General features: G+C 33.2%; 20 protein-coding genes. 19 read left to right on the top strand and 1 reads right to left on the bottom strand.

Features of this window, described 5'->3' with window-relative positions:
* Positions 1–148 precede the first annotated feature (148 nt).
* From ftsX (ACI313_RS00415) to uvrB, 11 genes are all read left to right on the top strand, one after another.
* On the top strand, positions 149–1015 hold the full coding sequence (gene ftsX, locus ACI313_RS00415) for a permease-like cell division protein FtsX (RefSeq protein WP_320608737.1): 867 nt from the start codon (positions 149–151) through the stop codon (positions 1013–1015).
* A gap of 20 nt (positions 1016–1035) precedes the next feature.
* Positions 1036–2397, top strand: coding sequence for a murein hydrolase activator EnvC family protein (locus tag ACI313_RS00420; protein ID WP_439755026.1), 1362 nt, complete (start codon positions 1036–1038; stop codon positions 2395–2397).
* Positions 2398–2406: 9 nt separating this feature from the next.
* Entirely contained in the window at positions 2407–3093 is a 687-nt protein-coding gene (gene ftsE, locus ACI313_RS00425; RefSeq protein WP_320608735.1) for a cell division ATP-binding protein FtsE, read from the top strand.
* Positions 3090–3986, top strand: coding sequence for a permease-like cell division protein FtsX (gene ftsX / locus ACI313_RS00430; RefSeq protein WP_439755027.1), 897 nt, complete (start codon positions 3090–3092; stop codon positions 3984–3986). The genes ftsE and ftsX (ACI313_RS00430) overlap by 4 nt, the downstream gene beginning before the upstream one ends.
* Positions 3967–5367 (top strand): S41 family peptidase, encoded by a 1401-nt coding sequence (locus ACI313_RS00435; RefSeq protein ID WP_320608733.1) that lies wholly within the window; start codon positions 3967–3969, stop codon positions 5365–5367. Before ftsX (ACI313_RS00430) ends, ACI313_RS00435 begins: the two co-directional genes overlap by 20 nt.
* Before the next feature lie 153 nt (positions 5368–5520).
* Complete coding sequence (locus ACI313_RS00440; RefSeq protein ID WP_320608732.1) at positions 5521–6342, top strand: PRD domain-containing protein; 822 nt, start codon at positions 5521–5523, stop codon at positions 6340–6342.
* A gap of 100 nt (positions 6343–6442) precedes the next feature.
* Entirely contained in the window at positions 6443–7843 is a 1401-nt protein-coding gene (locus ACI313_RS00445; protein WP_320608731.1) for a PTS transporter subunit EIIC, read from the top strand.
* Entirely contained in the window at positions 7840–8592 is a 753-nt protein-coding gene (locus tag ACI313_RS00450; protein WP_320608730.1) for a ChbG/HpnK family deacetylase, read from the top strand. Before ACI313_RS00445 ends, ACI313_RS00450 begins: the two co-directional genes overlap by 4 nt.
* A gap of 1 nt (position 8593) precedes the next feature.
* Positions 8594–8950, top strand: coding sequence for a DUF554 family protein (locus ACI313_RS00455; protein WP_320608729.1), 357 nt, complete (start codon positions 8594–8596; stop codon positions 8948–8950).
* Positions 8899–9267, top strand: a complete 369-nt coding sequence (locus tag ACI313_RS00460; protein WP_439755031.1) for a DUF554 family protein — start codon at positions 8899–8901, stop codon at positions 9265–9267. Before ACI313_RS00455 ends, ACI313_RS00460 begins: the two co-directional genes overlap by 52 nt.
* 48 nt (positions 9268–9315) lie before the next feature.
* On the top strand, positions 9316–11283 hold the full coding sequence (uvrB, locus tag ACI313_RS00465) for an excinuclease ABC subunit UvrB (RefSeq protein WP_439755028.1): 1968 nt from the start codon (positions 9316–9318) through the stop codon (positions 11281–11283).
* 129 nt (positions 11284–11412) lie between these two features.
* On the opposite strand, the gene ACI313_RS00470 is transcribed toward uvrB, so the two are convergent.
* On the bottom strand, positions 11413–12066 hold the full coding sequence (locus ACI313_RS00470) for a uracil-DNA glycosylase (protein ID WP_439755032.1): 654 nt from the start codon (positions 12064–12066) through the stop codon (positions 11413–11415).
* Between the two features lie 63 nt (positions 12067–12129).
* Here ACI313_RS00470 and ACI313_RS00475 point away from each other — a divergent pair, with 63 nt between their 5' ends.
* The 8 genes from ACI313_RS00475 to tpiA all read left to right on the top strand — a co-directional run bounded on the left by ACI313_RS00475 (position 12130) and on the right by tpiA (position 18991).
* On the top strand, positions 12130–13302 hold the full coding sequence (locus tag ACI313_RS00475; protein ID WP_320608726.1) for a bifunctional folylpolyglutamate synthase/dihydrofolate synthase: 1173 nt from the start codon (positions 12130–12132) through the stop codon (positions 13300–13302).
* 3 nt (positions 13303–13305) lie between these two features.
* Positions 13306–14523: a CapA family protein gene (locus ACI313_RS00480; protein WP_439755029.1), complete on the top strand. Its 1218-nt coding sequence runs from the start codon at positions 13306–13308 to the stop codon at positions 14521–14523.
* A gap of 28 nt (positions 14524–14551) precedes the next feature.
* Complete coding sequence (gene glyA, locus ACI313_RS00485) at positions 14552–15778, top strand: serine hydroxymethyltransferase (protein WP_320608724.1); 1227 nt, start codon at positions 14552–14554, stop codon at positions 15776–15778.
* Positions 15775–16248 carry a 23S rRNA (pseudouridine(1915)-N(3))-methyltransferase RlmH gene (locus tag ACI313_RS00490; protein ID WP_320608723.1) on the top strand — a complete coding sequence of 158 codons (474 nt, stop codon included), beginning with the start codon at positions 15775–15777 and terminating at the stop codon, positions 16246–16248. Before glyA ends, ACI313_RS00490 begins: the two co-directional genes overlap by 4 nt.
* A gap of 98 nt (positions 16249–16346) precedes the next feature.
* Positions 16347–16595 carry a hypothetical protein gene (locus tag ACI313_RS00495; protein WP_439755030.1) on the top strand — a complete coding sequence of 83 codons (249 nt, stop codon included), beginning with the start codon at positions 16347–16349 and terminating at the stop codon, positions 16593–16595.
* An 88-nt stretch (positions 16596–16683) separates the two neighbouring features.
* A complete protein-coding gene (locus tag ACI313_RS00500) occupies positions 16684–16965 on the top strand; it encodes a hypothetical protein (protein WP_320608721.1) in 282 nt (93 codons plus the stop codon).
* An 80-nt stretch (positions 16966–17045) separates the two neighbouring features.
* On the top strand, positions 17046–18230 hold the full coding sequence (locus tag ACI313_RS00505) for a phosphoglycerate kinase (protein WP_320608720.1): 1185 nt from the start codon (positions 17046–17048) through the stop codon (positions 18228–18230).
* Between the two features lie 11 nt (positions 18231–18241).
* Positions 18242–18991: a triose-phosphate isomerase gene (gene tpiA, locus ACI313_RS00510; RefSeq protein WP_320608719.1), complete on the top strand. Its 750-nt coding sequence runs from the start codon at positions 18242–18244 to the stop codon at positions 18989–18991.
* Positions 18992–19144 lie beyond the last annotated feature (153 nt).

Raw genomic sequence — 19144 nt, forward strand, 5'->3', positions numbered from 1 at the left:
CAGGGCTATGCCCGAAACTGAAAAACCACCAGCTAGGCTGGTGGATATTTATTGTGTAATTATGTGATTTTGGACTATATGATTTAAGATATGTTATAATAAACTGTGAGGTGAAAAAATGTTCTTGTTTATAAAATGCTTGCCACGTATGTTTAGAATGGCAAATCAAGACATTCGCCGTCATTTTTCCTTAACATTCTCTTCTATATTATCTATTGCTGTAGCTTTATTTATCGCAATGATTATGGGTATATTCGCATTAAACTTAGACTATGTTACCCAAGGATTAGAAGAAGAATTTATAATTCAAGTTTCTATTTCTCCTTCTGTTGAACAAGAAGAAATACCTTCTTTAATGGAGAAAATAGAAAAATTAAAAGATGTTGAATCTGTTTCTTACTCTAGTAAGGAAGATGAACTCGATGCCTTAATTGAGGAAAATGGTGATGTCTTTTCACAATATAAAGAATCCAATCCATTATATGATGTTTTAGTTGTAAATCTAAAAGATAAATCAAACTTAGATTCCATCAGTAAGAAAATAGAAAATATGGATGGAGTTGCCAAAGTAAATTATGGAGGAACCATGATTACTACACTCGTATCTTTAATGGCAGTTGTTCGTAAATGGGGATATGTTTTCCTTGGTATTATGATTATCCTGGCAATTTATTTAATTCGTAATACCATTAAACTTACGATTCAAACACGTAAAGATGAAATTATGATAATGAGAAATGTAGGTGCCATGAACTGGTATGTTACATTCCCATTTATGTTAGAAGGAATGATTTTTGGCTTCTTTGGAAGCTTAATTCCTATTTTGATTTGTGATATAGGATATTATGTTTTATATTCTAAATTAGATGGTGTGTTAGTCAGCAGTATGTTGAAAATTATGCCATTTATGCCAAATATGTTATATTTATCATTAGGTATTTTATTGGTAGGACTTATCGTAGGTGTGATTGGTTCTTACTTAGCATCTCATAAATATTTAAAATGGACACGATAGAAAGGATGACAACTGTAAATATGAAAAAATTATTTTCTTGTATTCTCTGTCTTTCTTTGATGGTATGTATTCCTGTTTATGCTCAGGATGTGGATTATTCAGATGAAGATTATTGGTATGCGACTTGTTCGAAAGTACAAACAAGTCAAGAAGGCGTAAAAGCCTGTGTTGGTTTCCAAAATTATTTAGATGATCAATTTAATAAATTAAAAGAAGAAATGGAATCTTATAAAAACGATTTAGGATCTCTTCAATTGAATTCAAGTCGTATTGAAGAATTAGCTAAGAAACAAAAGACTTTAAGTGATTCTTTGGATTCTCAAGTTAAAAATATGGAAAACCAGATTGTTGAAATTAATAAAGAAATTGAAGCTGTTAAAGTTGAAATCGAAGAAAAACAAAAAGAAATCGATAAATGGTCGGATCAAATTTCTACGCGAATGATTAATGAACAAGCGGGAACGGGAACAAATATTTTAATTGACTTAATTATGGGTTCAAGTAGTCTAAATGAAATGTTTAGACGATTCAGTGGAATTGAACGAATTACCGCAAGTGATCAAGAACAAATTGAGCAATTAAGTGATTTGAAAAAAGAATTGGAATTAAAGAAAGACGAACAAGAGCGTTTATCGGATCAAATCGAAGAACAAAAAGAAAGAATTGAAGAAGAAAAAGCTTTTGCCCAAGAACTACAAGCATCCTATGATCAATTGGCAGAAGAATATCGTAAAGTTGAAGCGGATTTAAAACAAAAACTTCAAGAACAAGCAGCAGCAAGTAATAACATTCCTTCTGCAGGTGTAATTTCACCATCTGTTGAAGTAACTGTACCTAGTGTTTCCGGATTTATTAATCCTGTGCCAGGGGCTTATCGTTCCGCAGGAACTTGGGCCTATCCAGGTGGTGGAATGCACTTAGGAGAGGACATGGCAGCAAGCATTGGAACACCAGTAATTGCCCCTGCTGATGGAGTTATCATTTATGCATCGAATCCAGCACCAACAAATGGTGGATACCTAGGAAACTGGACAGGATGGCCATATGGTGGTGGAAACACAATTGAAATGTTGTGCAACGTGAATGGAACACTATACGCGATTTCTTTTGCACACTTAGCCCAAGAAGGCTTTGGTGTTAGTGCTGGACAAGTGGTAAGCCAAGGACAATATTTGGCAGCGGTAGGAAATTCAGGGAACTCCTCAGGAGCGCATTGTCATATTGAAGTAATCAATTTAGGAAGTATGTCAATGGAAACAGCCATTTCTAGATTTGCGGCGAGTGCTGATTTTGCCTTTGGAGCTGGATGGAATACAACCGCAACGGCATGCGAGGCAGGTGCTAGTGCACCATGTCGTGAACGACCAGAAAGATTTTTCTAGGAGGGCAATATGATTCAATTAAGAAATGTAGATAAATCATATCCCAATGGAGTTCATGCTTTAAACCATGTTTCATTGGATATCAATGACGGTGAATTTGTGTATATCATTGGAGCTACCGGATCTGGAAAAAGTACTATGATTAAATTATTAAACGGGGAAGAAGTACCGGATTCAGGGCAAATTATCGTCAATGGAGTGGATGTAGGAGCTTTAAAACATCGAAAAGTTCCTCAATATCGAAGACAAATTGGATGTATTTTCCAAGATTATCGTTTACTACCTACTTTAACGGTATATGAAAACATTGCCTTTGCCCTAGAAGTAGTGGGAACACCTAAAAAAGAAATTCGTAAACGTGTTCGTGAGGTCTTAGATTTAGTTGATCTACAAGAAAAAGCTAAATCATATCCAGATGAATTATCGGGTGGACAACAACAACGTGTTACGATTGGACGTGCCATTGCCAATAATCCAAAGGTTTTAATTGCCGATGAACCAACAGGAAACTTAGACCCTGAAAAGAGTTTTGAAATCATTGAATTACTTGAAAAAATCAATCGAAGCATTAATGCCACTATTATCATGGTAACCCATGATAGTGTCTTAGTTGAAAAATATCGTAAGCGTACAATTGTATTGGATAATGGATATATCGTACACGATTCTTCACAAGGTGGATATAAGAGCATATGAGATGGTTATATTTATTTTTGTATGAATTAAAGCATGCCTTTATTAAAATTAAACGACATTTTGTGCTTTGTTTATCAAGTAGTATGGCTGTATTTGTTTCGATATTTCTTGTAGCTTGTTGTTTGATAGTAGGATTTCATGTCGATTCGTTTTCAAGAAACGTTGAATCAGATGTTCGTATTCATGTTGTTCTTCAAACAACGGTGAGTGATGATCAATTACCAATCATTGAAGAAGAAATAAAAAATATAAGTAATGTGAATACAGTAACTTTTTCATCAAAAGACGATGAACTAGAATTGATGATTGAAGAAAAAGGAAAAGCCTTCGAAATGTATCGAGGCGAAGAGAATCCATTAGCCAATGCGTATTTTGTGACAGTAAAAGATGGATCTAAAATTGAAAAAACTGTTTCGCAAATCGAACAAATCGAAAACGTGGCTTCTTGTGCCTATGGAGGAAGCAGCGTTACTCAATTAATGAAACTTATGGAAAAAGTTCGTACAGTAGGATATGGAGTTGCCCTTCTTCTTGTCTTTTTAAGTTTGTATTTAATTCACAATACAATCAAAACAACAATTTATTCACAACAATCCGAAATTGCCATAATGAAAACAGTAGGAGCTACTTCTGCTTTTATTCGTTTGCCTTTTGAAATTCAGGGAATGTTTATTGGATTTGTTGGTTCTATTGCGACTTATTTTTTAGTAAAAATAGGTTATGCGAAAATTTATGAAATAGTGGGAGGAAAATTATTTGTCAATGTATTAAAGCTAATTGAGCCAAGTCAAATGATGCATCAAATGGGATGGATTATCTTTGTATTAGGAATTGGAATTGGCTGGTTGGCAAGTAAGTTGGCAGTATCAAAATATGTTAGAAAAAATAGGTAAACATGTATCTTCTATAATAGCTTGTATTATTTGTTTTGCCCTTGGTGTGGGTGTTTGTTTAACAATCTATAAAACAAATACCAATCCCGAGTTAGAAAAATTCAATACAGTTTATAAGATACTAAAAAATAAATGGTATTATTCTGATACCATAGACGATGAAACATTAGTTGAACAAGCATTATCGGGAATGGTGAATTTTTCCGAAGATCCTCATACCAATTATTTTAGCTTAGAACAAGCTAAATTATTTAGTAGTTCATTAGAAGGAAGTAACGTTGGAATTGGTTTGAGTTTTTATTCGGATGTCAACAACAATATGGTTTGTCGTCATATTTTTATGGATTCTCCTGCACAAAAAGCAAATCTACAACCAGGTGATGTTTTAATTCAAATCAATGATATGGTTTGTAGTGAATCCGATACAGCAGACGTGATTTCTTATATAAAAGAAAACGAAAATAAAGAATTAAAAGTACTTTATTTACGTGACAACAAACAAATGGAAACAACAATTACGCCTTCTTCTTATGATTCAACAGTAGTATGTGAAATTTATGATGACTATGGGTATATTATCTTAAATAGTTTTTCACAAAATTCTGCTAAGTATTTTAATTTGGCTATGCAGCAATTAAAAGAAAAAGGCATTAAGAAAATGGTCTTGGATTTAAGAGATGATACAGGAGGCTATTTGACAAGTGTATTAGACATTGCTTCTTGTTTATTAGAAAAAGATTCTCCTGTTTTCATTGAAAAACAAAAAGATAAGGACATTGTTCAAAAGAGTTCGAATGAATATGATCGTGTTGAAATGAATAAAATTGTGATTCTTCAAAATGAGAATACAGCCTCAGCAGCAGAAGTATTAATTGGAGCTTTAAAAGATAATTTAAACGATGTAGTGACAACTGTAGGAACTACAACCTATGGAAAAGGAACTGAACAAGTAAGTATTCCATTTGATGATGGAACTTCAATCAAATATACAATTGCTCAATGGGTAACACCTAAGGGAACTTCCATTAATAAAGTTGGCTTTGAACCAGATGTCAAAATTGAAAACAACAAGGTTTCATCTGTTCAATATAAACAAATGGAAGACGATGAACAAATTGTTAAGGATAGTGTTCATGTTAATGCTCAGGCATTGCAATTGTATCTACAATTTTTAGGATATGATGTAGATCGTACGGATACGTATTTTAGTTTGGCAAGTTCTAAAGCACTTGAACAATATCAAGTGGATCATAATCTAGATCCAACAGGGAATTGTGATGTGGATACTTTTAAAAATATCCAAGCAGATGTTCTATTAAAGATAAATGAAATGAATTTAGATTCCCAATATGATAAGGCAATTTCTTTGATCACAGAGTAATCTGTGATCTTTTTATTTGGAAAGCGCTTGCACAAAATTTCAAAACATGATATATATTATATACAAGTTGATAAATCGGATTGTTACTCTTTGAGGCATTACCCATATAAATTGGTTTTGTTTTATAGAGTTTTTTTATTTAGGAGGAAGGGCATGAAAATCATTAAAAAGATAAACAATAATGTTGCGATTGGCTTGGATAATGATGCCCGTGAAGTTGTTCTATTTGGAAAAGGAATTGGCTTTGGACAAATACCTTATGAATTAAATGACCTAAGTAAAATAAATCGAACATTTTATGATGTAAATCCGAAGTTTTATCAATTATTCAATGAAATTGATATGGAATTTCTTGAGTTTGTTAGTTACATGGTTGATGTTGTGAAATCAAAAATTGATGGAAACTGGGATTCAAATTTAGTTTTTGTCTTAGCCGATCATTTATCTTACAGCATTAAAAGAACCAAAGCTGGAATGAAAATTAATTTTCCATATTCTTATGAAATTGAAGAACAATTTCCTTTATTTAATAAATGTGCATTTTGGATTGTGAAAAACATCAATAAAAAAATGAATGTGTATTTAGAAAAAGGAGAAATTACTTGTGTGGCAATGCATTTGATTAGTTCTCATGAAGGACAAAATAAAAATGTGGAAACATTGTCAGAAAAGTCGAGTCGTATATTAAATAAATTAACGAAAATCATAGAAGAGCATTATGATATAAAAGTAGATAAAAATAGTGTGAACTATCAAAGATTTCGTTATCACGTTTTATATTTTGTGAAACGAAAAGAAGCACATGAAACCATTGAAGAAGAAAACATAGAAATGTTTGAAAATATGAAGAATCAATATCCTCAGTGTTATGCTTGTGTATGTGAAATAGAAAAATTCATGGAAAAAGAATACAATGAGCCTTGTTCCAAAGACGAACTCTTGTATTTGATGATACATATTAATCGTTTAAATTAGGATTGTTACCGCTATGGGCATTACCTCACATATTTTTTATGTGGGGTTTTATTTTTGAAAAAACTGTTGTGGCCAGACAGTTATATAAAGGAGAAAAGAAATGGATAAAAATCAACAAATTGCTACGGAAGTTCTACAAGCCGTAGGTGGAAAAGAAAATGTCACATTTGTGACACATTGTATTACGCGATTACGCTTTAACTTAAAAGATGAAAGTGTAATTGATGATGAAAAGATTAAGGGTATTAAAGGTGTTATTGGTGTGACTCGTTCAAGTGGACAATATCATGTCATTATTGGACAAAATGTTACGAAAGTCTATGAACATCTATGCAAAATTGGTGGATTTGCCCAAGAAAGTTCAATTAATGAAGATTTAGACACAGAAAAGAAAAAGTGGACACCAAAATCAGTTGGAAAAGCAATCATGGATACATTATCAGGAAGTATTACGCCATTGATTCCAATTATGATGGGTGCTGCGATGTTTAAGATGATTGTTGCCGTATTTGGTGACATGTTAGGATGGATAGAAGCAGGAAGTAATATCTATACTTTATGTACTTTTGTTGGAGATGCAGGATTCTATTTTATGCCTATTTTCTTAGGATACACAGCTGGAAAGAAAATGGGAGCGAGTCCTTTTATTGGAATGTTGTTAGGAGCTATTTTGATTCATCCTACGTTTATTTCATTAGTAGGATCTAACTTTGATGTATTTGGAATTCCAGTAACACCATCAAATTATACATCAACAGTGTTACCAATTATTTTAACGGTATTTATTTTAAAATGGGTTGAAAAAGGATTGAAGAAAATCATTCCAGATATTTTATCAACGGTATTTGTTCCATTCTTAAGCTTAGTTATCATGCTACCAATTATGTTTGGAGTATGCGCTCCTATTGGAGGATGGATTGGAAATGCGTTATGTAGTGGATTATTAGCACTAGGAAATATTCCAGTAATTGGTATTTTAGTTATTGCCTTAATTGGTGGATTATGGGAATTCTTAGTTATGACAGGAATGCATCAAGTATTTATTGCCAATATGTTGATTTTGTTTGCGGAAAATGGATTTGATGCCGTTGTTTCACCAGGTGCCACAATGGCAAGTGTAGCTGTATCGGGAATGTTGATTGGGGCGTTCTTAAAGATTAAAGACAAAGACGAAAAAGCGTTAACACTTTCTTATTTAATTAGTGCCTTTATTGGTGGAATTACGGAACCAGGATTATATGGAACTGGTTTAAAATTTAAACGACCATTCATTGGTTTATTTGCCGGTGGATTTGCGGGTGCCCTATATTGTGCTATCATGGGAGTAGCATCCTATGCAATGGTGCCTGTGGCAAGCTTTGTAGCCCTAAGTGGATTTGCAGGAGGACCTGCTGGTAACTTTACCCAAGGAGTTATAGGTGGAGTCATCGCAATTATCGTTGCTGCTGTAGTCACTTATTTCTTTGGATTTTCAAAAGATGAGGAAGTAATAAAAAAATGAGAAAAATAATAGTTAGAGCCGATGATTTAGGATTTAGCGAAGGAATTAATTACGGAATTGAAAAAAGTGTAAAAGAAGGAATTATTAAATCCGTTGGATTTATGGTAAATATGCCAGCTTCTTTACATGGATATAATTTAATTAAAGATAGTAATGTATGTTTAGGATTACATACCAATATTTGTGTTGGAAAACCATTAACAGATCCATCTAAAATCCCTAGTATTTGTGATGAATCTGGGAATTTGAAAGCAAGTAAAGTTTATCGAAGTGCGAAAGAAGATTTTGTGAACTTAGATGAAGTCATTTTAGAAATTGAAGCACAATATCAAAAGTTTGTCGAAATTACAGGACAAAAACCTCATTATTTTGAAGGGCATGCTGTGTGTTCCGATAATTTCTTTAAAGGAATGGAAATCGTGGCTAAAGCACATGGATGTGATTATTTACCAGTTGGATTTAATGGACCCGTGAAATTTAGAAACACCATGTTGTACACAAGCTTAGATAGTATGAAACCTGAATACGATCCATATAAGTCTTTAAAACAAGCAGCTCTAACCAATTATCCTGACAATGGTCTATGTATGTTTGTATGTCATCCAGGTTATTTAGACGCCTATATATTAAAAACATCTTCTTTATTAATTCCAAGAGCCATGGAAGTTGAAATGCTTTGTGATAAAGACATGAAACAATGGCTTAAAGAAAATGAAATTGAAGTCATTTCATATGATGAAGTAGGTTAATATGCCAGTAGGAATCATTGTTGATTGTGCAAGTGTTCTAATTGGTGGATTGATTGGAAACTTCGTGAAAGAATATTTATCGGATTCATTTAAAGAAAACTTGAATTTAATATTTGGTCTTTGTTCCATTACCATGGCGATATCTTCTATTATTTTGATGAAAACAATGCCTGCTGTTATTTTATCTGTAGTCATTGGAACTAGTTTAGGATTAGTATTTCATATTCAAGATAAAGAAAAGGTGGCAATCTTTTATCAAAGTGTGTCAAACAAGAAGTACAAGACCATGATTTACTTGTTACGAGTATTGTATTGTTTTGTGCAAGCGGAACAGGTATCTATGGATCACTTGTATTAGGGATGACACAAGATTCATCGATACTGATATCGAAAGCTATTTTAGATTTCTTTACCGCTATTATTTTTGCCTGTACACTAGGAAAAACAGTTGCCCTAGTATCGATTCCTCAGTTCATGGTCATGATGTTGATGTTTATGTTGTCACGCTTTATTTTACCTTTTTGTACAGAAACAATGATTTGTGACTTCAAAGCATGTGGAGGAATCTTGATGTTGGCTACAGGACTAAAAATGTGTAAAATAAAAGATTTTCCATTAGCGGATATGTTACCCTCTATGATTTTAGTTTTAGTATTTAGTTTTATGTGGCCTTAAGGAGCTTATCAATCGATAAGCTCTTCTTTTTTATGATATAATCAAGACATGGATAAATTTATATTACACTCAGAATATCAACCAGCGGGAGATCAAGTACAATCAATTGATAAATTAGTTAAAGGAATTGAAAATCATAAAAAGGTACAGGTATTATTAGGGGCAACGGGTACAGGAAAAACATTCACAATTTCAAAAGTAATTGAAAAAGTAAATAAACCAACTTTAGTCTTTGCCCATAATAAAACCTTAGCCGGGCAATTATATAGTGAATTCAAAGAATTTTTTCCTCAAAATCGAGTGGAATTCTTTGTGTCAAATTTTGATTATTATCAACCCGAAGCCTATGTTCCTAAAACAGATACATATATTGATAAAAATACGAAGACAAATGAAGAATTAGACATGCTTCGTATGGCTGCTGTAAATAGCGTATTAGAAAGAAGAGATACGATTATTGTGGCATCAGTTGCTTCGATTTATGGGGCAAGTAACCCGGAACAATATCGTCACATGATTTTTTCTTTACGTGTTGGCGAAATTATTTCTCAAAAACAATTAATGGAAGCATTAATTGAACAACAATACCGTCGTAATGATTCGGATCCTCAACGTGGTACATTCAGAAGACGAGGGGATGTCATTGAAGTGACACCAGGGCATACCGATCAATTTGTGGTTCGCATTGAATTGTTTGATGATGAAGTGGAAAGAATCAGTGAAGTTGATCCTGTAACAGGTAAATTAATACAAGCCTATCGTATCTATAATTTCTATCCGGCAACCGGATATGCCAATACAATGGATGTTATGAAAAAAGCAGCGGATTCCATTGAACAAGAATTAGAAGATCGTCTTGATTATTTTGATTCACAAGGAAAGCCATTAGAAAAAGAACGCCTTGAACAAAGGTGTCGTCACGATATTGAATCGCTTCGAGAAATTGGAATGTGTTCTGGAATAGAAAACTATTCAAGACATATCGATGGACGAAAAGAAGGGGAAAGACCTTATACTTTATTTGATTATTTTCCAGATGACTTTTTATTAGTTGTTGATGAAAGCCATGTTTCTTTACCTCAAATTAGAGGAATGTATAACGGCGATCGTGCTAGAAAAGAGACATTAGTGGAATATGGATTCCGTTTACCAAGCGCTTTAGACAACCGTCCTTTACGTTTTAATGAATTTGAATCACTTATCAATCAAGCTATTTATGTTTCCGCTACACCAGGTGACTATGAACTTGAACAAGTGAACAATGAAGTCGTTGAACAAATTATTCGTCCAACGGGATTACTAGATCCAATTGTTGAGGTTCGTCCAATTGAAGGACAAATCGATGATTTAGTTGGGGAAATCAAAGAACGAATTGAGAAAAATCAGAGAACATTAATCACAACTTTAACAGTACGCATGGCTGAAGATTTAACTTCATATTTAAAGAGCATGGATTTAAAAGTAGCTTGGCTACACCATGAAGTTAAGACAATCGAAAGAACAGAAATCATTCACGACCTACGACAAGGGAAATACGATGTATTAATTGGTATTAACTTACTTAGAGAAGGATTGGATATTCCCGAGGTTTCTTTAATTGCGATTTTAGATGCCGATAAAGAAGGATTCCTTCGATCTAAGCGTTCTTTAATCCAAATTATTGGTCGTGCCGCACGAAACAGTGAAGGAAAAGTTATCATGTATGCCGATAACATGACCGAGAGCATGGAATATGCGATTAATGAAACGAATCGTCGTCGTAAAATTCAGGAACAATATAATTTAGAACATGGTATTGTTCCTAAAACCATCATTAAACCAATTCATGATGTCGTTCGTTCTAAAGAAACAAAAGAAATGACGGCTAAATACTTGAAGAAAAAGAAGATGGGTAAAAAAGATAAGGAAACGATGATTTTAAATATCGAAAAAGAAATGAAAGAAGCAGCCAAAGTATTAGACTTTGAAAGAGCAGCTCAACTTCGTGATATTTTATTTGAACTAAAAGCAGAGTAATCTGCTTTTTTAGTATAAGAAATAAAAAAAGAGAGGATTACACATTGCCTCTCTTCTAAATTGCCCTTCCGACGTATATTCATCACTACTTTAAATCTACTTGTTAAGTTTGTTTTAGTCAAATTATCTTTAAATCCATTGAATAGGTGAAACACCATGTTTTTCTAAAAATTCATTACATAATTTAAAATGATTATTCCCAAAAAATCCTCTTGAAGCACTTAAAGGAGATGGATGAGGACTTGTAAGGACTAAGTGATTGAGATTGTTTAAATATTTTTTAGCTTGAATGGCACTGTTTCCCCATAACATAAAAACAATTGGTTGATCTTGTTCATTTAATAATTGTAAAGCTGCATTCGTAAAGTTTTGCCAACCAATTTTACTATGAGAAAAAGCTTTATGAGCTTCTACTGTTAAAACGGTATTCATTAATAAGACACCTTGTTTAGCCCAATCCGTTAAATCGCCATTACGACTCACAGGTACGTGATATTCATTTTCCAATTCTTTATAAATGTTTTTTAAAGAAGGAGGTAAAGGAAAATCACTTGGAACGGAAAAGGCATAGCCTTGTGCTTGTCCAGTATTATGATATGGATCTTGTCCTAAAACCACCACTTTTGTGTCTTTGATGGGTGTTGTTTTAAAAGCTGCAAATATATTTTCTTTTGCGGGATAGATTTCTTTTGTTTTATATTCTTTTGCTAAGAAATAATCAATTTTAATTAAGTAATCTTTTTGAATTTCTTGATCAAATAAAGTATCCCAGTCATTGTTCATTGTACTCATATAAATTCCTCTATTTCTGATATAAATCATAGCACAATTTGATATAATACAAACATGAATGTAGAACAAAAAATAGAAAAAATGGAAAGCTGTCGTGGTAAAAACCATGACTTATTATTGTATCGAGAATGGTTGAATGAATATTTACCAGATCATAAAGCGGTATCCAAAATACAAGTAGGAGGAACCAATGGAAAGGGAAGTACTTGTCAATGGCTACAGGGTTTATTAAAGAATTCAGGATTTAAAGTAGGGGTTTTTACTTCTCCTCATTTGATTTCACATTTTGAAAGAATTGTTGTGAATAATGAAATGATTTCAAGTGTTGATTGGGAACGTATTTATGATCAATATGAACCTTTGTTTAATGAGAAACAAATGACCATGTTTGAAATGGATTTGTGGATGGCCTTAGCGTATTTTTTAGAACAAGAAGTTGATGTAATGATTATGGAAGTCGGTATGGGAGGACGATTGGATGCGACAACGGCTTTGGATTATAGTGCAACTTTGATTACGAATGTGGGTATGGACCATCAACAATACTTAGGCGATTGTATTGAACAAATTGCGTATGAAAAAAGTGGTATTTTTAAACCAGGTGTATTGGCTTTGACAACGGAAAAGAAAGAAAATTGTCAAAGGGTTATGGAACAAGTGGCCTCCATTATAATGCCAATGCTTGGTTTTGTTTCGCTTCCATATCAACAAGATGGAAACAAGATTTCTTTTGAATGGAATGAACATACATATTATATGAATTTGCCTTATTATCAAGTTGATAATTTAGCTTTGGCATTGGAGTGTTTGTTTGCTCTTGGAGTGGAATTAAAACCAGAAGTAATTCAAAAAACAATCGATGAATTTAATTGGTTAGGGCGTTTCACACAGTTAAAACGAGATTATAGAGTTATTTTAGATGGAGCTCATAACGTAGATGGAATTAGAAGTCTAGTTAATAGTGTAAAGGAATGGAAGGGTTCTATTTATTTTTCAGCGTTAAGTGATAAAGACGTTAAAGAAATGTTAGATATTCTAAATACGCTTCATTGTCCTATTACATTAGTTCACATTGATAGTTATCGTGCCTATGATTTAGATTCATTGCATTATCCTGTCATTTCCAAAGAAGAATTAATTAAAAAAATTAATAATCCTAGTGAGGATATGTTAGTGTGTGGGTCATTGTATTTTATGGGAGAAATCTTAGAAAAAGTTAAGGATTAATTTATGGCAAAAAAGAAGAAAAAACGACGTCTTCGTAAGCGTACTCGAAATCGTATTATATTTGGTGTTATTTGTACTTTGATTCTTGTGATTTGTGTAAACATTGTTTCTTTTACGATTAAGACTATTAAAAATATCTTTGTCAAAGAAGAAATCACAACGGAAATGGTAAGTGAAGAAGTCAAACAAGATAATGTAGTTTCGTTTATGGGAGTGGGCGATAATTTAATTCACAGCAATATTTTTAATGATGCGAAAAATGAAGATGGCTATGATTTTACTAAAATGTATAAAAACTTTTCTAAGGATGCCAAACAAGCCGATATAGCTTTTATTAATCAGGAGACGATTTTAGGTGGCGAGGAACTTATTTTATCGGGGTATCCAAATTTTAATTCTCCAAGTGAAATTGCCAAGAATTTAGAGGATACAGGTTTTAATTTAGTGAATTTGGCAACGAATCATTCTCTTGATCGATATGAACAAGGAATTGAAAATGAATTAGAAACGTTTAGAGATACGGATATGGTCTTTGATGGGGTATATGATAGTGAACAAGCTTATAATACGATTCCTACTTTTGAGAAAAAAGGAATTACGTTTAGTTTTCTAGCTTATACATATGGAACCAATGGCATTGTGCCTAATTACGACTATAATGTATCGTATTTAGATGAAGATAGTATTCGTGATGAAATGAATCGTGCTAAAGAAATCAGTGATGTTGTGATTGTTTCGAGTCATTGGGGAGATGAAAATACATTTGAACCCAATGAATATCAAAAATATTATGCACAGTTATTTGCAGATTGTGGTGTGGACGTAGTAATTGGAACACATCCTCATGTGATTCAACCTGTTGAATGGATTACAGGAGAAAATGGAAATAAGATGTTGTGTGTTTATTCTTTGGGAAATTTCATGGGTGGAATGTTGAGTAGTGAAAATATTGTAGGTGGCATGATTCAATTTGATTTTGTGCAAAAAGAAGATGACATTACTATTGAAAATGTGAAATGGACACCAACTATCATTCATTTTGAAGGAAATCAAAATAATATTATGGACGAACGAGATCATTTTAAGTGTTATAAAATCGATCAGTATTCAGATTCTTTAGCGAAGAAACACGTTTTAAATGGTTTTGAAGGAAATGAAGTCAGTATTGAATATATTATGTCTTTAACAGAAGATGTAATTGATGAAGAATTTTTAAAGTGATACTATAAGCACATGGAGGATGTATACTATGCGTGATACACAGATGTTTTCAATTATTGAAAAAGAACAAGAAAGACAAAAATTTAATGTGGAATTGATTGCTTCGGAAAACTTTGTTTCCAGTGAAGTAAGAGAAGCACAAGGTTCAGTGCTAACAAATAAATATGCGGAAGGATATCCTGGCAAACGATATTATGGTGGGTGTGTTCATGTAGATGAAGCCGAAAATCTTGCGATTCAAAGAGCACTTGATTTATTTAAAGCCGAACATGTGAATGTTCAACCTCATTCTGGTTCTCAAGCCAACATGGCTGTTTATAATACCATTCTAGAACCAGGGGATACAGTTTTGGGAATGGATTTAGCGGCTGGGGGTCATTTGACTCATGGGCATCCATTAAATTTTTCAGGAACTTTATATAATTTTATTCCATATATGGTTAATAAAGAAACCGAATTAATTGATTATGATTTATTGGAACAACAAGCTATGGAAGTAAAACCTAAATTGATTGTTGCCGGTGCAAGTGCGTATTCTCGTATTATCGATTTTAAACGATTACGTGAAATTGCCGATAAAGCTGGGTGTTATTTAATGGTGGATATGGCTCATATTGCTGGTTTAGTTGCCACAGGAGCACATCCAAGTCCTATTCCATATGCGGATTTTGTAACAACGACAACCCATAAAACACTTCGTGGACCTCGTGGGGGAATGGTGTTCTGTAAACAGGAATTTGCGAAAAAATTAGATTCTAAGGTGTTCCCAGGTATGCAAGGAGGACCACTTGAACATGTCATTGCTGCCAAAGGAATTTGTTTATATGAAGCAAGTCAACCTGAATTTAAAGAATACATTGATCAAGTATTAAAGAATGTTCAAGTTATGGTTAAAGGATTTAAAGAAGCTGGTTTCAGAGTCGTATCTGGTGGAAGTGATAATCATTTGTTGATGGTAGATGTATTAAATTCTATTGGTATGACAGGAAAAGCAGCTGAAAAACTATTAGACCAAGCAGGTATTACTTGTAATAAGAATACTATTCCATATGATACTCAAAAACCATTTGTGACATCAGGAATTCGTCTAGGAGCTGCGGCTATGACTTCACGTGGTTTTAAAGAAAAAGAATTTGAACAAGTCACAAACTGGATGATTGAAGTGTTAAAGGCAAATGATGAACAGACTTGTGCTCGCATCAAAGAAGAAGTTAGAGCTCTTACGTCACAATTTCCTACGGAGGCTATCATTTGATTGAAATATATGCCATTGGAAAGAACAAAGACAAAGCTTTAACGGCTCTTGAAAAAGAATACTGCAAACGTATTTCGGGGTTTACTAAAATCAATGTTGTGGAATTTAAAGATGAAACCAATGATCATGTGGATAGAGAAAACGAAGTTCTTCTCATTAAAGAAAAAGAAGGACAACGAGTTTTAAGTAAAATTAAAGATACAGATTTTGTGGTTCTTTTAGATTTACATGGAAAAATGATGGATAGTGAAAGCTTTGCACAGTCTTTATCTAATTGGCAAATGAAATCAAGTCACATTGTCTTTGTGATTGCAGGGTCTTTAGGACCTAGTCAAGCGTTAGTGAATCGTGCCAATGTCAGATGGAAATTATCGGATTTAACGTTTACGCATTTGATGACAAGGGTACTTATTTTAGAACAAATTTATCGTGGTTTCATGATTTTAAACGGTCGGTCTTATCATAAATAACGACCGTTTATTTTTTTAAAAAAGTTCTTTTACTTTTTGATTTTCATGAGATAATAAAGAGGGGATTACAAGAGACTATAAAATAAAGGGGGATTTTTATGGTATCTAAGTGCATTGTTTTCGTTGGTGTTTTTATTATTATGTTGTGCATAGGAAAGATGATTAATGAAGTTTCATCGACTATGGATATACGTAAAAAAGGCGTTATTTTATTTATTATAAGCTTTTTGATTTTCCTGGCTTTGTTTGTTCAAATGAAACAAGCTTTAGCTTTGGTATGGTCAGGTGGCATGGCTGTGATAGTTACAGTATTAGAAATTGTAACAGAAAAATATTTACCATTTTAAGATCGTTTTCGGTCTTTTTTTAAGATACATTAATTGTTAAAACAAACAACAGGTGATAATATAATTAAAAAAGGAGAAAGGGAAAAATATGATTTTAATTGAGGATAAGTGTTTTTATCTAAATGGTAAAATGTATTCTAAAAGTAATATTGAAGAATGCGAAATCATTAATGTTTCAGAACAATTTATTAATGATCATCCTTTTACAAGTGGATCAGGTGATTCATTTTATGTAGTGGTTAAAATTGGTTTCCAGTTTAAAGATTTAATGGCTGTTGTATCGAATAAACCGGTATCTTTAGACAGTGCTGAATATCGAAAAGACTATAAGCGAGCACAAGAAATCATTCGTCAATTAATGAGTATTTAAAATGTTTGTGAAAAACTAGTCAATCAAATTGTGTAGTGATATAATGGAATCGCATAATTTAGACATTAGGAGGATATATTATGGCTAAAATGACTGTTAAAGACCTTGATGTTGCTGGAAAAAAGGTTTTAGTACGTTGTGACTTTAACGTACCAAGAAAAGACGGTAAAATTACTGATGACAACCGTATTGTAATGGCTTTACCAACTATTAAATATTTAATTGAAAACAATGCGAAAATTGTATTATTTTCACATTTAGGTAAAGTAAAAACTGAAGAAGACAAAGCTAAAAATAACTTAGAATGCGTTGCGGTTCGTTTACAAGAATTGTTACCTGAAACTAAAGTTTCTTTCTGCCCTGTAACTCGTGGACCTGAATTAGAAGAAATGGTTGCGAACTTAAACGAAGGAGAAATCGTTTTAGTTCAAAACACTCGTTACGAAAAAGGTGAAAGCAAAAATGATGAAGAATTAGGTAAATACTGGGCTAGCTTAGGTGATGTATTCGTAGAAGATGCATTCGGATCTGTTCACCGTGCTCATGCTTCAACTGTTGGAATTCCTTCAAACATTAAAGAAAATGGATTAGGATTCTTAGTAGAAAAAGAAGTAACTATGTTAGGAAAAGCTGTTGATGAACCTGCTCATCCATTTGTAGCTATCATCGGTGGTTCTAAAGTTTCTTCAAAAATCGATGTTGTTGACAACTTATTAAAGAAAGCTGATAAAGTTATCATCGGTGGAGGTATGGCTTATACTTTCTCTAAAGCAATGGGTGGAAAAATTGGTAGCTCATTAGTTGAAGATGACAAATTAGAATTAGCTAAAGAATATTTAGAAAAAGCTGGAGACAAATTAGTTCTTCCTGTTGATACAGTAATCGCTGACAAATTTGCAGAAGATGCAAATGTAGACGTTGCTGATATGGACAACATTCCTGATGGTTGGTTAGGATTAGATATCGGACCTAAATCAGTTGAATTATTCAAAGAAACTTTAAAAGGTGCTAAAACGGTAGTATGGAATGGACCAATGGGTGTATTCGAAATGCCTGCATTCGCTAAAGGTACAGAAGAAGTATGTAAAGCTATCTCTGAATTAGAAGATGCTATCACTGTTATCGGTGGTGGAGACTCAGCTGCTGCTGCTAAACAATTAGGATATGCAGATAAATTCTCTCACGTTTCAACTGGTGGTGGAGCTTCATTAGAATACATGGAAGGTAAAGTATTACCTGGTATCGCAATCATCAACGAAAAATAAGGAGAAAGAACATGGCAAGAAAACCTATTATTGTTGGAAACTGGAAAATGAATAAAAACAATGCAGAAACTAAAGCATTCTTCGAAAAAGTAGATGCAGTTGCTGCAAGTGAAAATGCTACATTCGGTATCGGATGTCCATTCACTGATTTAAGAACAGCTGTAGATAACGCTAAAAACTTAATCGTTGCAGCTGAAAACTGCCACTGGGTAGATTCAGGAGCTTACACTGGTGAAGTTTCTGTTCCAATGTTAGAAGAAATTGGATTAAAATACTGCATTATCGGTCACTCTGAAAGACGTCAAATGTTCGGTGACACTGATGAAACAGTAAACAAAAAAGCTAAACGTTTAATCGAAGCTGGAATCACTCCAATCTTATGTATCGGTGAAACAGAAGCTCAATACGATGCTGGAGAAACTGAAAAAGTTATCCGTGAACAATTAACTGGATCAATCGCTGACTTATGTCCAAAATGCGTTGGAAACATGGTAATTGCTTATGAACCAATCTGGGCTATCGGTACTGGTAAATCAGCAACTAAAGATGATGCTCAAAAATGCTGTGCAATCGTTCGTGACCAAGTTCGTGTAATGTATGGTGATGAAGCAGCTGAAAATGTACGTGTTCAATATGGTGGATCTGTTAAACCTGGAAACATCGTTGAATACATGGCTTGTCCAGACATCGATGGTGCTTTAATTGGTGGGGCTTCATTAAAAGAAGATAGCTTCATCGAAATCATTGAAAAAACTAAATAATTGTTTTAATAAATGATAACTAGACTGTTGACTTTGTTGACAGTCTTTTTTTATAAAAATTAGATAATATAAATCAAGCTAATTTTTAAGAAATTGAGGCTTCATTTTTGCGCACGACAAAAATCCTGAAAAATAGGTCTTTTTTTCAGGTGT

This window comes from Floccifex sp. (assembly GCF_051873495.1).
GTDB lineage: Bacteria > Bacillota_I > Bacilli_A > Erysipelotrichales > Erysipelotrichaceae > Floccifex.